Annotated in this window: 15 protein-coding genes; 5 read left to right on the plus strand and 10 right to left on the minus strand. The window is 33.4% G+C overall.

Annotation, left to right across the window (positions count from 1 at the left end; translation table 11 throughout):
- Window positions 1-85: 85 nt before the first annotated feature.
- Window positions 86-1,345 (plus strand): proline--tRNA ligase, encoded by a 1,260-nt coding sequence (proS, locus tag EJB00_RS03775; protein ID WP_015587655.1) that lies wholly within the window; start codon window positions 86-88, stop codon window positions 1,343-1,345.
- Entirely contained in the window at window positions 1,342-1,713 is a 372-nt protein-coding gene (locus tag EJB00_RS03780) for a holo-[acyl-carrier-protein] synthase (protein WP_015587654.1), read from the plus strand. The genes proS and EJB00_RS03780 overlap by 4 nt, the downstream gene beginning before the upstream one ends.
- 56 nt (window positions 1,714-1,769) lie before the next feature.
- Here the strand turns inward: EJB00_RS03780 and EJB00_RS03785 are convergent, their stop codons facing one another.
- The 5 genes from EJB00_RS03785 to EJB00_RS03805 form a co-directional block, all read right to left on the minus strand.
- Complete coding sequence (locus tag EJB00_RS03785) at window positions 1,770-2,504, minus strand: hypothetical protein (protein ID WP_041581431.1); 735 nt, start codon at window positions 2,502-2,504, stop codon at window positions 1,770-1,772.
- A 65-nt stretch (window positions 2,505-2,569) separates the two neighbouring features.
- The gene (locus tag EJB00_RS03790) at window positions 2,570-2,959 is read right to left on the minus strand and encodes a phage tail tube protein (RefSeq protein WP_015587652.1); all 390 of its coding nucleotides are present in this window, start codon (window positions 2,957-2,959) and stop codon (window positions 2,570-2,572) included.
- Complete coding sequence (gene gp17 / locus EJB00_RS03795; RefSeq protein WP_015587651.1) at window positions 2,934-3,335, minus strand: tail completion protein gp17; 402 nt, start codon at window positions 3,333-3,335, stop codon at window positions 2,934-2,936. The genes EJB00_RS03790 and gp17 overlap by 26 nt, the downstream gene beginning before the upstream one ends.
- A gap of 336 nt (window positions 3,336-3,671) precedes the next feature.
- Entirely contained in the window at window positions 3,672-4,202 is a 531-nt protein-coding gene (locus EJB00_RS03800; protein ID WP_007302801.1) for a head-tail connector protein, read from the minus strand.
- 102 nt (window positions 4,203-4,304) lie between these two features.
- Window positions 4,305-4,583, minus strand: coding sequence for a hypothetical protein (locus EJB00_RS03805; protein WP_015587649.1), 279 nt, complete (start codon window positions 4,581-4,583; stop codon window positions 4,305-4,307).
- Window positions 4,584-5,264: 681 nt separating this feature from the next.
- Here EJB00_RS03805 and dut point away from each other — a divergent pair.
- Both dut and EJB00_RS03815 read left to right on the plus strand, forming a co-directional pair.
- Window positions 5,265-5,726: a dUTP diphosphatase gene (gene dut / locus EJB00_RS03810; protein ID WP_015587648.1), complete on the plus strand. Its 462-nt coding sequence runs from the start codon at window positions 5,265-5,267 to the stop codon at window positions 5,724-5,726.
- A gap of 68 nt (window positions 5,727-5,794) precedes the next feature.
- A complete protein-coding gene (locus tag EJB00_RS03815) occupies window positions 5,795-6,439 on the plus strand; it encodes a hypothetical protein (RefSeq protein ID WP_015587647.1) in 645 nt (214 codons plus the stop codon).
- 99 nt (window positions 6,440-6,538) lie between these two features.
- On the opposite strand, the gene nusB is transcribed toward EJB00_RS03815, so the two are convergent.
- Genes nusB through yidC form a run of 3 tightly spaced genes read right to left on the minus strand, consistent with a single transcriptional unit; the run spans window position 6,539 to window position 9,136 of the window.
- Window positions 6,539-7,021 (minus strand): transcription antitermination factor NusB, encoded by a 483-nt coding sequence (gene nusB, locus EJB00_RS03820; protein WP_015587646.1) that lies wholly within the window; start codon window positions 7,019-7,021, stop codon window positions 6,539-6,541.
- On the minus strand, window positions 7,021-7,449 hold the full coding sequence (locus tag EJB00_RS03825) for a 6,7-dimethyl-8-ribityllumazine synthase (protein ID WP_135353065.1): 429 nt from the start codon (window positions 7,447-7,449) through the stop codon (window positions 7,021-7,023). The genes nusB and EJB00_RS03825 overlap by 1 nt, the downstream gene beginning before the upstream one ends.
- Window positions 7,427-9,136 carry a membrane protein insertase YidC gene (gene yidC, locus EJB00_RS03830; protein WP_135353064.1) on the minus strand — a complete coding sequence of 570 codons (1,710 nt, stop codon included), beginning with the start codon at window positions 9,134-9,136 and terminating at the stop codon, window positions 7,427-7,429. Before yidC ends, EJB00_RS03825 begins: the two co-directional genes overlap by 23 nt.
- A gap of 113 nt (window positions 9,137-9,249) precedes the next feature.
- On the opposite strand from yidC, the gene EJB00_RS03835 reads away from it, so the two are divergent.
- Window positions 9,250-9,774 carry a TIGR02281 family clan AA aspartic protease gene (locus EJB00_RS03835; protein WP_041581299.1) on the plus strand — a complete coding sequence of 175 codons (525 nt, stop codon included), beginning with the start codon at window positions 9,250-9,252 and terminating at the stop codon, window positions 9,772-9,774.
- 5 nt (window positions 9,775-9,779) lie between these two features.
- Here EJB00_RS03835 and secF read toward each other — a convergent pair whose 3' ends face one another.
- Entirely contained in the window at window positions 9,780-10,655 is an 876-nt protein-coding gene (gene secF / locus EJB00_RS03840; RefSeq protein WP_135353063.1) for a protein translocase subunit SecF, read from the minus strand.
- Between the two features lie 158 nt (window positions 10,656-10,813).
- Window positions 10,814-12,196, minus strand: a complete 1,383-nt coding sequence (dnaA, locus tag EJB00_RS03845) for a chromosomal replication initiator protein DnaA (protein ID WP_015587641.1) — start codon at window positions 12,194-12,196, stop codon at window positions 10,814-10,816.
- Window positions 12,197-12,234: the final 38 nt, after the last annotated feature.

Below are 12,234 nucleotides of genomic sequence, written 5' to 3' on the forward strand. Positions count from 1 at the left end.
AAACACTACAACTTTCCTTTCCTAAAATAAGTTTACCTACAGGTCTGATTGTATTAAGATTACTTAGTACAATCAGATTTATCAAATGCGCTTATCTCAATATTACCTGCCAACTTTAAAAGAAACCCCTGCTGGTGCTGAAATTATTTCTCATCAATATTTGTTACGTGCGGGCTTAATCAAGCAGACAGCATCTGGAATTTATTCTTGGTTACCGCTTGGCCTTTTGGTACTTAAAAATATTGAAAATATTATCAGAGATGAAATTGGTGCTATTGAAGTGTTGATGCCTTGTGTGCAGCCAGCAAGTCTTTGGCGAGAGTCAGGACGTTACGATGATTACGGCAAAGAAATGCTGCGTATTAAAGATAGGCATGAAAGCGATATGCTTTTTGGTCCAACACATGAGGAGGTGGTAACTGATTTGATTAGAAATACGGTAAAAAGCTACAAAGATTTGCCACTTTGTTTATATCAAATTCAGTGGAAGTTTCGTGACGAAGTAAGACCTCGTTATGGCGTTATGAGAGGCAGGGAATTTCTGATGAAGGATGCATACAGTTTTGATGTAGATTACGAAGGTGCATTGAATGCATATAATTTGATGTATAAAACTTACATAAAAATCTTCAAACGCATGGGACTTACTCCAATTGGAGTTCGAGCTGATACGGGGCCAATTGGAGGAAGTTTAAGTCATGAATTCCATATATTGGCAAACACCGGTGAGAGCACTCTATATTATGACAATAAATTTTCTGAACTACTAGAGAGTGAAGATATTGAAAGCCTGAAGAGCATATATGCAGTTGCAGACGATATGCATGACCCTAAAATTTGTCCTATACCGCAAGAACAGTTAAATGTTAGTAAAGGTATTGAAATAGGGCACATTTTTTATTTTGGTGATAAATATTCGAAGCCTATGAAGGCAAGTGTTACTTCTCAAGATGGAAAAAATGTTAATATGCATATGGGTTCGTATGGTATTGGAGTTTCAAGGCTTGTTGGCGCAATAATAGAAGCTTTCCATGATGATAAAGGAATTATCTGGCCAGAGGCAGTAGCTCCTTTTAAAGTTGGTTTGATCAATTTACAAACGAAAGTAACGGAGGCTGCAGATAAAATATACAAAGCTTTGAAAAGCGATGAAGTGCTTTATGATGATACGGACGAAAGTGTAGGAGTGAAATTTGCCAGAATGGATCTGATAGGCTTGCCGTGGCAAATAATTATTGGAAAGAAAGCAGTAACTTCAAATATAGTTGAAGTAAAAAATAGAGCAACTGGCGAGGTAGAGGAAATACAAGTTGAAGAAGCAATAAATCGTTTTAGCGCAAAATGATATACGGTATTGGCACTGACATAGTATATATACCCAGAATATTGAGAATATCACAAAAATACGGGGAAAAATTTCTCAATAAAGTCTATACTAAGAAGGAGATAGAGATAAGCAAAAAATATAATAGCCAAGAAGTAAGGGCAAAATATTTTGCTAAACGCTTTGCTGCAAAGGAAGCTTTTGTTAAAGCGCTAGGCACTGGATTCAGCCAGGGAATTATAATGAAAGATATAGAAATATACAGTAATATCAGGGGAAAACCACATCTTGCTATCACAAAGGATTTCATCTCAAAAGACTACAAGATACACCTTTCTCTAAGTGATGATCAAGATTATGCTACTGCGTTTGTTGTAATTTGCGTTTAGTAGATATTGTTTAGTACATATGATTTCAAAAATTTTTTTTGAAATTATACTTTGACCTACACAGATCGACCTTTTTGTGAATCCTGGTTTCTGCTTTCTTCAACTTGTTTTGCAAAAGACGTCTCTTGTGTATTCATATGTTGAAGTGGTTTAGCAATTTCGCGTACAACGGCAGTAACTGCGGTTAAAAATGCTTTCAGAAGTGCACCTAGAGCTCCACCAACTGCTTCCCTACCATATATACGAGCTTGCTTTTCATTATCATCAGCAGTTTCCCCTGCCCTCCTTCTTGGATCCATTCTATGAGCAATAACTGAAAACAACACTCCCCTAATTGAAGACTTCATTCGTGCTTTTGCCTTCTGAACATCCCCATCACTTACTGCTTCATGTTTTTGCCTATTATTCATTAGCTCCTTTTGTTGTTGAGCACTTAAGATCTCTTCCATCAATTGTTTCCTTCTCTTTTCCAGAACTCTTTTCTTGGACTCTGATTTATCGCGAGTGTGCTTTGTGGTTTCAAGTTCTACATCAATATCCTCAGATGCTGCTTGGCTATATAAGGTTTCTATGAGCCTATCTATACTTCGCTTTACTTGCATAGTCCTTTCGTAGCTATCTAAATTATCAACTCCTTCATCAATTTGACTTAAAATATCCTCAAAAGGTTTTAAATACTCTTTAAATTTCTCTTCCAGCTGATTTTCATTCTTCAAATTTCTTTCTCTTCTGTCATCGCTATTCTCTTCAACATTATCATCTCCTTCTTCGAAAAGATCCTCATCGTTCATAATTTTTTTTAATTTAGTTAAAACCCCCACTTATTATTATTGTATATGAAAAAATTAAATTAACACTAATGAAAAGTGTTCACAACTTCAGCACTAGCTAAAACTACAGTGAAGCTGTCAAAAGTGGCAGGATCATAATATCTCTCATACAATTCAATCGAACACCTGAGTTTTATCTTCTCCTTAGCATTAAAACTAATCTCATAATCATTATTAGAGTTTAACATTGCAGAATTACGCAATAATTCATCAGCCAATACTGAATTTAAAATGCCATTAATTTTTATTGTAATCTTTCTACTTCCAGCACAATCAAGCACTTTTCTCCAGCCAAAAGAGAAAATATCTTTCATCTCTTCTTTGTTATTACGCAAAGTAAACCTTAAGTTTCGTATATTATTCAGCACAACAAAATTATTGTCATGACCTTTAATTTTCAGCTGTAATTTTCTCATCGCTACCTCCTTGTATTAAAATATCAAAATTAATTGTTGAATGTAAAACTTCATCATGCTGATTTATAGCACAATTACTTTCCAAAATGGTCTCACTACTAATGCTCTTTACCACCAAGCCAACATGCTTTATAGCAGCAAGCATGCTGCTTATATGATAAGTATATATGTCGCATGAAAATCTTACTTTTGTAGCAAAATTAGATAGCATATGCAGGTTAACATAATTTACTATGCGCAATCTCAGATAAGGAATAGTAACCTGCTTAGGCAGGTAATCATAGATGTTAGTAACATATTTCTTTAAATCAGAGTTTGCTTTTAATGCTGCATAAATACTATTATACAACTCATTTATAATTTGAATTTTTTCCATCTCACAGATACGGTTACGAAGATTGCAATTTGCAGGTACAATAGATGGTATCATCCTAGTGCTTACTGTACGAACATTATCTGTCAAGAAGATGTCATCCCATCCCCAGACACTGGTTCACTTTATAATGATGTCGTTCCAGTAGCTCTTTCTTGTCATACCAGTACTGGGATCCAGGAATTTTATTAAGTTGGTAAGCATAAAAGTAGCCGTTTTATTTTAAAATACAACATTTTGATGATCATGAAAAAACTGGATCCCAGTACTGGTATGACATCGAAGGGGCTACTCGGATGACACCATCTGTTGTATCTGCTATTGAATGACAAACAGGAACTACAAAACAACCTTTGGTTCGCGAAATGGAGAATACACCTTCTTTACCTCAGATAAATGGCTACTTACTTCTGATTCACGATTTTTATAGAGAGCAGAAACATGCTGTATAATACCTAGCTTTATTTGCTCAGGAACGCTGTCATAGCCAGCTTCGTATACAACATCAGCCCTTATTATGTTCAAATAATTGAAAAATTCAATATAGCTTCCTATATCACTAAAATAATAACTAAGTTTTCTATTCTTATCAGTAGCCAATATTATTTTATTCACAGGACCATAGCTTAAATAGATTCTACGAGGTATATAACCTTCATATGAAACTTGCCACGTTTGCTTTACTAGAGACTTTTCCATATGCCACTGAGCATAATCAGTTGCCATAAAAATAAAACTTGAAATCAACTTATCATCTTGATCATTTTCAATTCGTAAAAAAGATTTAACCTCTCCTAAAGTTACTGGAAAAGATTTAGGCTTAGACTTACGTTGTATATTTATGATTGGATACTTTAGTCTCGTTGACATAACAACCCTCCTTTTCTATATATAGCTAAAATAAGTAAGACTTATCTATAAAAAATCTTACTTATTTTAGTTATCACTTAATATTAAATTGCAGCAGCAACTCTATCGTACAAGTATATTGAGAAGAGAACGTATTAACGCTGTTTCTCCTTTTTTTAGGCCGGATTTTAGTAGATTGACATTCTGAGAATGAATGTTATTGAAAGTGAAGTTTAGCTCTTTAGCAAGTAGACTGCGAAATTTCTGCACACTTTCATATGCGATGTTTTCAAGTTCATGCGCAAACTTATCTTGAGCCGCAGCTGCTATGTCTTCTATTTCTTCATTGAACTCTTCTAGCTTTCTTTCCTTACCTTTAAAATTTTTTGCAAAAATTTTCATATTAATTGGCCTCAACTATTCTTGTAATTATAATGACAATAAAAAAACTACCGAAGTAAAAAATTCGTACTATGAAACTGCAAACAAAATCAGCACACCAAATCGGTTCGCTTTATAGCGTAAATCCTATCATCCTGATACTCTTTACTGTCATTCAAGTACCCCTTTTTTGTCATCCCAGTGCCCAGACACTGGGATCCATGTTGCTCACAAGCAAACTAGCATAGAAAGGTGGTACAACGTTTTCGATGAGATTGCAGAAAGGCTGGATTCCAGCATCAAGTGCTATCTCTATAGGACTCCTCACTAATCTAAAATATTAATAAATTTACTAATTATAAAAAAGGCAAAAGGATCCCCACTTAGTGAGTTTGACCCTATAATAATTTAAACTGGCGCTGTAATAATGTGCTAACGCTTAAAATAAGCGCGTTTTGGCTGAATGTAGAAAAAATAAAAAAGACATGCAGCCGCTATAATTTTATGTAATCCGCCAATAAGTACCTTAAGTTTTTTACTGAATTTTTGTTATTGAGCCTGCAGGTCAAAAACAAGTTTTGAGTCATAAATACCCTTAGTGTCATAATAAGGAAAGTTGGCAATATTTGTCAAGTAGTTTTCTTATCTTTTACAGGCATAATTTACATGCTACAATCAAATTTTCATAACTGGTGAATAAAAATGCAGAGAGATAAAATTAAAGTAGAAATAAAAAAGTTATCACATGGCAAAAGCTTGCCTCTTCCCTGTTATGCAACTATGCAGAGTGCTGGCATGGATCTTTATGCTGCATTGGACGACTCTGTTATTTTAAATCCACTTGAAAGGTTACTTATTCCAACTGGCATTGTGATTGCAATACCAAACGGTTTTGAAGGGCAAGTTCGCCCACGTTCTGGGCTTGCTGCAAAATATGGAATCACTGTCTTAAATTCTCCGGGCACTATAGACTCCGATTATCGAGGTGAAGTTAAAGTTTGCCTAATCAATCTAAGTAATCAGCCATATGAAATAAAAAGAGGAGATAGAATCGCACAAATCCTCATTACTCCTATATCTCAAGTAATTTGGGATGACAGAGAAGAATTCTACACAGAAGAAACCGTCCGCAATGAAGGGGGCTTTGGCTCAAGTGGTAGATAATTTATTGTTTATAAGTTGACAATAATAATTTTTTACATATTACTTCAACTTATTTAAATGAGATAATTATGTTAACTTCTAAAAGCTATCTTCAAAAAACAAACATTGTACTTATAGTACTTACTTCTCTATGTGTCATAAGTGCAGCAACAGCACTTTCAGTTCCATGTTGGACGTCTTCAGCTTCGATGATAGGGCCAATTGGAATGAATCTACTTGCAACTGTTACCGTTGCACTGATTGCTTCAGTAACATATTCCATCATGAAAAATAATGAAATATCTGAGCTTAAAGCTCCGAGAATTGTTACTGGTAGCTATCAAAGATACCTGATATTGCAAGTAATAAATGAGGATCTTGAATTTATTGAAGAGAACTATAAGAACGAAAATGGTGGATATACCATAGATTTTACTAACTCAAAAGGTGAAATATTCAAAGCTGCAAGTTATGGCCAGATAAAATACAAGGATAATCCTGAACCAATCTTGCTTGGCAACACTAAACTCCTTGATCTACATCAGCTATACAAGAAGAAAGGGGATAGTATATTTGAACAGATAAATTGTGAACAGGAATTAGAAACGTTAGGTTTAGGCGTTGAAGAAAATGATGCTAAAGAAGTAATCATCGAATTTGTGCCAAGCTCAATTGTTAAGTCACCAAAAGTTGAACACGAAAAGCCAGAAAGATTATTAATCAGCCAAGTATAAAAGGAATAAGTCTTCCCTTCATTTTTTAGTGTTAATGACTTAAACTTATTGTAGAAACTGTCTCAAAAAATAGATATTCACATACTTGTAAGAAATTTGCTAAGGATTTTTATTTAGTCTGACTGCATCCTTTACCTTATCTAACAACCCATTAATAAAGCCAATTTTGTTTGGAGCATCAAGTAAATCAGATGCAATGTTAGTATATTCATTAATAACAATTGGTGTTGGTGTATCAAAATCAATTAACTCACATACTGCAATACGCAAAATAGATAAGCTTATAAGATTTAATCGTGAAAGTGACCAGCTTGGGTGTAAATAAGACTCTATTATTTTATCATATTCTTCACTGCTTTTTATAACCTTACATAACAAGTTTTCTAAGAACTGATGTTCAAATTCTTCACATTCAAATATATCTTTCAACGTACTTATGTAGTCCTTAAGCTCACAATTTTCCAATTTAAAAGTGCTTTTGTTGTAACTTACAAAAATATTTGAATAAGCAATTTGTACAGCAAGAAATCTTGCCGTACTTCTTTTTATGCGCCACTTTTTATCTATTGGTTTTTCCTCCATTATTTTAATTTATTGTGTAGATCTATCATATGCAAAACAGTTGAGGCTGCATGGCCACCAACGTTCTTTTTATTTTTGTCAGCTCTAATTAGTGCTTTATCTTTGCTGTCAGCGGTAATTACGCCCATACCAAGGGGTATTGCATAATGCATAATAACTTCATTTAAGCCTTCAATTACTCCTTTACAAACGTATTTATAATGATCAGTTTCACCGCGAATCACGCACCCAAGAGCTAAATAACCGTCATAATTAGCATTCTTGCTTTTTACTGCAAAGAGAATTGCAGCTGGTATCTCAAATGCACCAGGAACTTCAATTATGTCATAGCTTGCATGACTTTCTTTTAATCTATCGACTGCACCTTCAAGCAAAAGGTTCGCTATTTCGGTATAATAAATTGAATTAACTATTAGTATTTTCGACATTTATCCCGACTTTTCTTGTTAAGAAGAACTTTATTAAGTATTGTTGAACCAGAGTTATAATATTACTAAATATCCAATATATTACCAGGCCGGCAGGAAAAGAAGAAAAAATAAAGACAGAAATGTAAGGTAAAAACTTCATAACATTTACTTGAATATCATCTTTACTGGTTTGATCTTTCTCACTTAGCTTCTGCTGAATTATCATGGTAGCGCCGAAAATTATAGGTAAAATGCCTATAGAAATAGGAAAGTTATAATTAAACAACCCAAATAATGTAAAAATGTTTGTTGGATCAGAAGCTGAAAGATCCTTAATCCATAAATAAAAAGGGGCGTGTCTCATCTCTATAGTAACAAATAATACTTTATACAGAGCAAAAAATACTGGTATTTGTATGAGCATAGGGAAAATGCTCGACATTGGATTTACATTGTTTCTCTTGAACAACGCAATTGTCTCTTTGTGCTGCTTTAAGCTGTCATTTTTGTACAACTCTTTTATACGAGTTAATTCAGGCTGCAGGCTTTTCACCTTGAACATCGAAATATATGATCTATTAGATAAGGGAAGCATCAAAAGTTTGATTACTAAAGTTAGCAATAATATTGCTAAGCCAAAATTTTTCAAAACAAAGTTAAAATATTCAAGCAGTAAAAACACCGGCTTGGTTATAAAATAAAGAACACCAAAATCTACAGCCTTATCAAACAAAGGTATATTGAGAGTGTCTTTATAAGAATCAAGTAAATTCAATTTCTTTGCCCCAGCAAAAAAGTAGTTCAGAGTAGAAGCACTTGTACCAGGGAGTATGTGTGTGTAAGGTCTAACAAAATCTGCTTGAAACTTATCAATGTTATTAACATTCGTGTGTTTAATGCTCACATTTATTTTATCTGATTTCTTAGGTATGATGGCTGTAAGCCAGTATTTATCAGCAAAACCAAACCAATTTTTTTCACTCGTGCTTGCCTTTATTAAACGCTTCTTAGAAATATCCTTATATGTCCACTCCTCTAGCTTATTGTTAAATGCACCTAATACTCCTTCATGTGATATCCAATAGGATTCATTAATATTATCACGTTTACGATTGATTTTACCATAGGGAACCAAAACTGCATTATCTTTTGTATTGTTTTCAATAATTTGCTCAACTTTAAACATGTAGTTATCGTCAAGGCTAATTTTCATTCTAAATAAAATGCCATTTTCATTATCCCAAAATAAATTGACCTCTTTTTGATTGAGTTTATCTGCTTGCCATACTGTTTTAGAATCTGGAACTTTAATCTTTTCATTCGGATCGAGCCACCCAAATTCTGCGAAATATACATCTTTTGATTCTGCAGGTGACAGTAACACCACTTGTGGAGAAGAAGAACTCGGTTCTAAGTGGTAGTTAGTTAAGATTAAGTCATCAAACCTTGCACCTTTCAGAGAAATTGATCCTTCAAGCATGTTATTGGTTAAATTAACTCTCTGTTCTCTAGTAGAATTAATAATTTCAGAACGATTTTGGTATATCATAGGAGCAAGGTCGTTAGAAGATTCGATATGTTCAATATTTTCAATCGATGGTTGTCTTTGGCTCGTGTTAAGAAAATTATCATAAATAATATGCCATGATACTATAATCAATATAGAAAGAATTGTTGCTAAAATTAAATTTTTTGCTTCTGACATGAAATTAAATCGAACATACCTCCTTAAAGGATATATTAAATATTGTACTAAAACAATAAGATTTACTTATTTTTAATAATAGCTTTTAACGCTAATCTTAAAAATTTACTCTTATGGCTTCAAATTTTAATAATATGAATGCAGCAAAAAATCTAGTTATTTGGCTACTGATAATAGTCATTACTGCAATGTTTATTGATTCACAAGGAGATAAACTAAGCAATAGGTTTCTGAGCACTTTTCTACCGTACACAGGAAGGGTTCAAAATGGCGGAAGTATTGAATTTACAAAGTCATACGATGGACACTTTTATATTCAAGCTCAAGTCAATGATCGTAATATAACGTTTTTGCTTGATACCGGAGCAACTGATATTGTTCTATCGCAAAAAGATGCGTTACATGCTGGTATTAACTTACAAAACATCCAAGACTTTAAAATATATGAAACTGCAAAAGGTCAAATAAAAGCTGGTGTTGTTCACATTCCTCAAGTTAAAATAGGAAATTTTTTAATTAATGATGTGCACGCTAGTGTTAATACTCACTCTATGTCCCATTCATTACTTGGTATGAGCTTTTTGAGATATTTTCATTTCACTATTAGGGATAACAAGCTAATATTATATCGTAGTTAAACGTTCTATACTCTACTTATCAACGCTCTGCAGGTCAATATAGGAGCAGAGATAAATATTGCGGAACAGGTGCCGATTGCAATGCCAAAAGAAATGATTAAGCAGAAGTCTCTGACCATACCTGTACAAATCAGCACTAAAGGAAGAGCGGCAAGAAGAGTAGTACCTGAAGTTAACATAGTTCGAAATAGCGTCGAATTAATGCTGGCATCAACTACTTCACCTATTTTTGCATTTTTTCCACTTTTTTGATACTCTCGAATCCGATCATATATAACCACTGAGTTATTGATTGAGTAGCCAATTACGGTAAGGAGAGCTGCAACTGATGAAATATTAAACTCAATACTCGTTAAACTGATAAAGCCAAGAGTTAAAATCACATCATGGATCAGTGCCATTATTCCACCAAGTCCACACTGCCAGTTAAATCTAAGCCAAACATAAAAAAATATTCCAATAATTGCAATTAACATGGCTGATATCCCTTCAAATATCTGCGTTGAGCCTATTTGTGGACCAACATAATCTATTTTGCGATAAGTTACTAAATTACCTAATTTGCTTTCTAATATACTTTTAACCTTTTTAATTTTATCTTCATCTCCTTCATCTTTAAACCGCACAACTAAGTTATCACCAGCTTTTGAACTCTGTATCGTAAATCCACTCTCTTTTAGTATACTGAGAATAGCATCATCCTTACTTGAAGATTTTATCTCTATCAAAATTCCACCTGTAAAGTCTATACCCAAATTCATTCCACGCAGCATAAAAGTAAGCATTGAAAAAATGATAAGAATAACGCTAACAAGTGCTGTCAAATTTCTATATTTACTAAATTTTATATCAAGATTATCTGGAATAAGTCTAATTGCCATATTTCCTACTTAAATTATGATTTTATATACTTTTTAAGCAATCGACTAGCTATTTTCTCTTAGCTTATACTAATAATGATCTTTGATTTACTTAATCTACTTGAAAAAGATATTTGATCAAAAAAAATGAAAACAGTCTGGTTGTCATTAATAAAGTGCTACTTAAACATCTTTTTTAATCGATTGATTTCATCAGCAAATTTTGGATCAGTTCTTATGAAATTTTCCACTTGTTTGACTGCGTGTATAACAGTAGCATGATCTCTACCACCAAAATTTCTTCCAATATCTGGCAAACTTTTTTGCGTAAACTTCTTTGCGAAATACATAGCTATTTGTCTCGGCCTCGCAAGACTACGGAGCCTTCTATTAGATTGCATATCTGCAATCTTTATATTGAAAAATTCAGCTATTTTTTTCTGTATTTCTTCTATTGTGATTGACCTATGATTTGACCTAAGAAGATCAATCAGGGTCTCACTAGCTGATTCTACTGTCATGCTTCTTCCAATTAACGAGGTATGAGCAACCTTATTTAATGCTCCTTCTAGTTCTCTTATATTGGATTTTATATTCCTTGCCAAAAATTCTAGGACATCCTTTGGAACATACATATTCATTCGTTCCACTTTCGCCTGCAATATACCAAGTCTTAATTCAAAAGTTGTTTCATTAATATCTGCAACTAATCCCCAACCAAGTCGTGATTTTATTCTTTCTTCTACTCCATCAAGATCACTAGGAGACCTATCAGCTGATATAACCAATTGTTTATTTTGGTCTATCAATGCATTGAAAGTGTGAAAAAATTCTTCTTGTGTACTATCTTTACCACTGATAAATTGCACATCATCTACCATCAATACATCTACTGATCTAAATTGCTCTTTAAATAACATAATATCTTTGCTCCGCAGCGCCGTAATATATTGATACATAAATTTCTCTGCTGATAAATATACCACTTTTCTTTTTGCTGACGGAGAATTGACTATGTCCCAAGCTATAGCATGCATTAAATGTGTTTTACCAAGTCCCACTCCACCATATAGAAATAAAGGGTTGCTTCCTGATATTGGATCTATAGATTCCGCTACACGCTTTGCCGCTGTAAATGCTAACTCATTTGACTTTCCTACCACAAAATTATCAAAAGTGAATCTGGTATCTAGTGGTGAACCAAGATTATGATTATTTTCCTCTCTATTTTTTAGTATCGTATTAGAATTTGAATTTCTTTCTTCAATTAATTGAATATCAATAGAACATACACTTTGATCTTCGCTTTGCCATAATGATAATATTTTTTCCATGTAGTGAACTGTAATCCACTCCTTTATAAATCTTGTTGGTACAGACAACAAAACTTCTCCATTTCTGTTGCTGATAAACCTTAGTGAACTCAGCCAGCTGTTATATGTTGCTTCTCCATAGAGATTATGGAGATAATTTTGGATTTTTTCCCAAGTAACATTGTGGTCCGTTACTGTAATAATCTGATCAAAAAACATAGTAGAAACCTTAGGGTTAATTAAGTTCATATACCACACCAAGAAAGAACAATAATCAGAAAGATGCA

The sequence above is a fragment of the Wolbachia endosymbiont of Drosophila mauritiana genome (genome assembly GCF_004795975.1).
Classification (GTDB): Bacteria; Pseudomonadota; Alphaproteobacteria; order Rickettsiales; family Anaplasmataceae; genus Wolbachia.

Coding starts and splice junctions, on each gene's coding strand:
- proS (WP_015587655.1), top strand. CDS start 86: ATGCGCTTATCTCAATATTACCTGCCAACTTTAAAAGAAACCCCTGCT.
- EJB00_RS03780 (WP_015587654.1), top strand. CDS start 1,342: ATGATATACGGTATTGGCACTGACATAGTATATATACCCAGAATATTG.
- EJB00_RS03785 (WP_041581431.1), bottom strand. CDS start 2,504: ATGAACGATGAGGATCTTTTCGAAGAAGGAGATGATAATGTTGAAGAG.
- EJB00_RS03790 (WP_015587652.1), bottom strand. CDS start 2,959: ATGAGAAAATTACAGCTGAAAATTAAAGGTCATGACAATAATTTTGTT.
- gp17 (WP_015587651.1), bottom strand. CDS start 3,335: ATGGAAAAAATTCAAATTATAAATGAGTTGTATAATAGTATTTATGCA.
- EJB00_RS03800 (WP_007302801.1), bottom strand. CDS start 4,202: ATGTCAACGAGACTAAAGTATCCAATCATAAATATACAACGTAAGTCT.
- EJB00_RS03805 (WP_015587649.1), bottom strand. CDS start 4,583: ATGAAAATTTTTGCAAAAAATTTTAAAGGTAAGGAAAGAAAGCTAGAA.
- dut (WP_015587648.1), top strand. CDS start 5,265: ATGCAGAGAGATAAAATTAAAGTAGAAATAAAAAAGTTATCACATGGC.
- EJB00_RS03815 (WP_015587647.1), top strand. CDS start 5,795: ATGTTAACTTCTAAAAGCTATCTTCAAAAAACAAACATTGTACTTATA.
- nusB (WP_015587646.1), bottom strand. CDS start 7,021: ATGGAGGAAAAACCAATAGATAAAAAGTGGCGCATAAAAAGAAGTACG.
- EJB00_RS03825 (WP_135353065.1), bottom strand. CDS start 7,449: ATGTCGAAAATACTAATAGTTAATTCAATTTATTATACCGAAATAGCG.
- yidC (WP_135353064.1), bottom strand. CDS start 9,136: ATGTCAGAAGCAAAAAATTTAATTTTAGCAACAATTCTTTCTATATTG.
- EJB00_RS03835 (WP_041581299.1), top strand. CDS start 9,250: ATGGCTTCAAATTTTAATAATATGAATGCAGCAAAAAATCTAGTTATT.
- secF (WP_135353063.1), bottom strand. CDS start 10,655: ATGGCAATTAGACTTATTCCAGATAATCTTGATATAAAATTTAGTAAA.
- dnaA (WP_015587641.1), bottom strand. CDS start 12,196: ATGAACTTAATTAACCCTAAGGTTTCTACTATGTTTTTTGATCAGATT.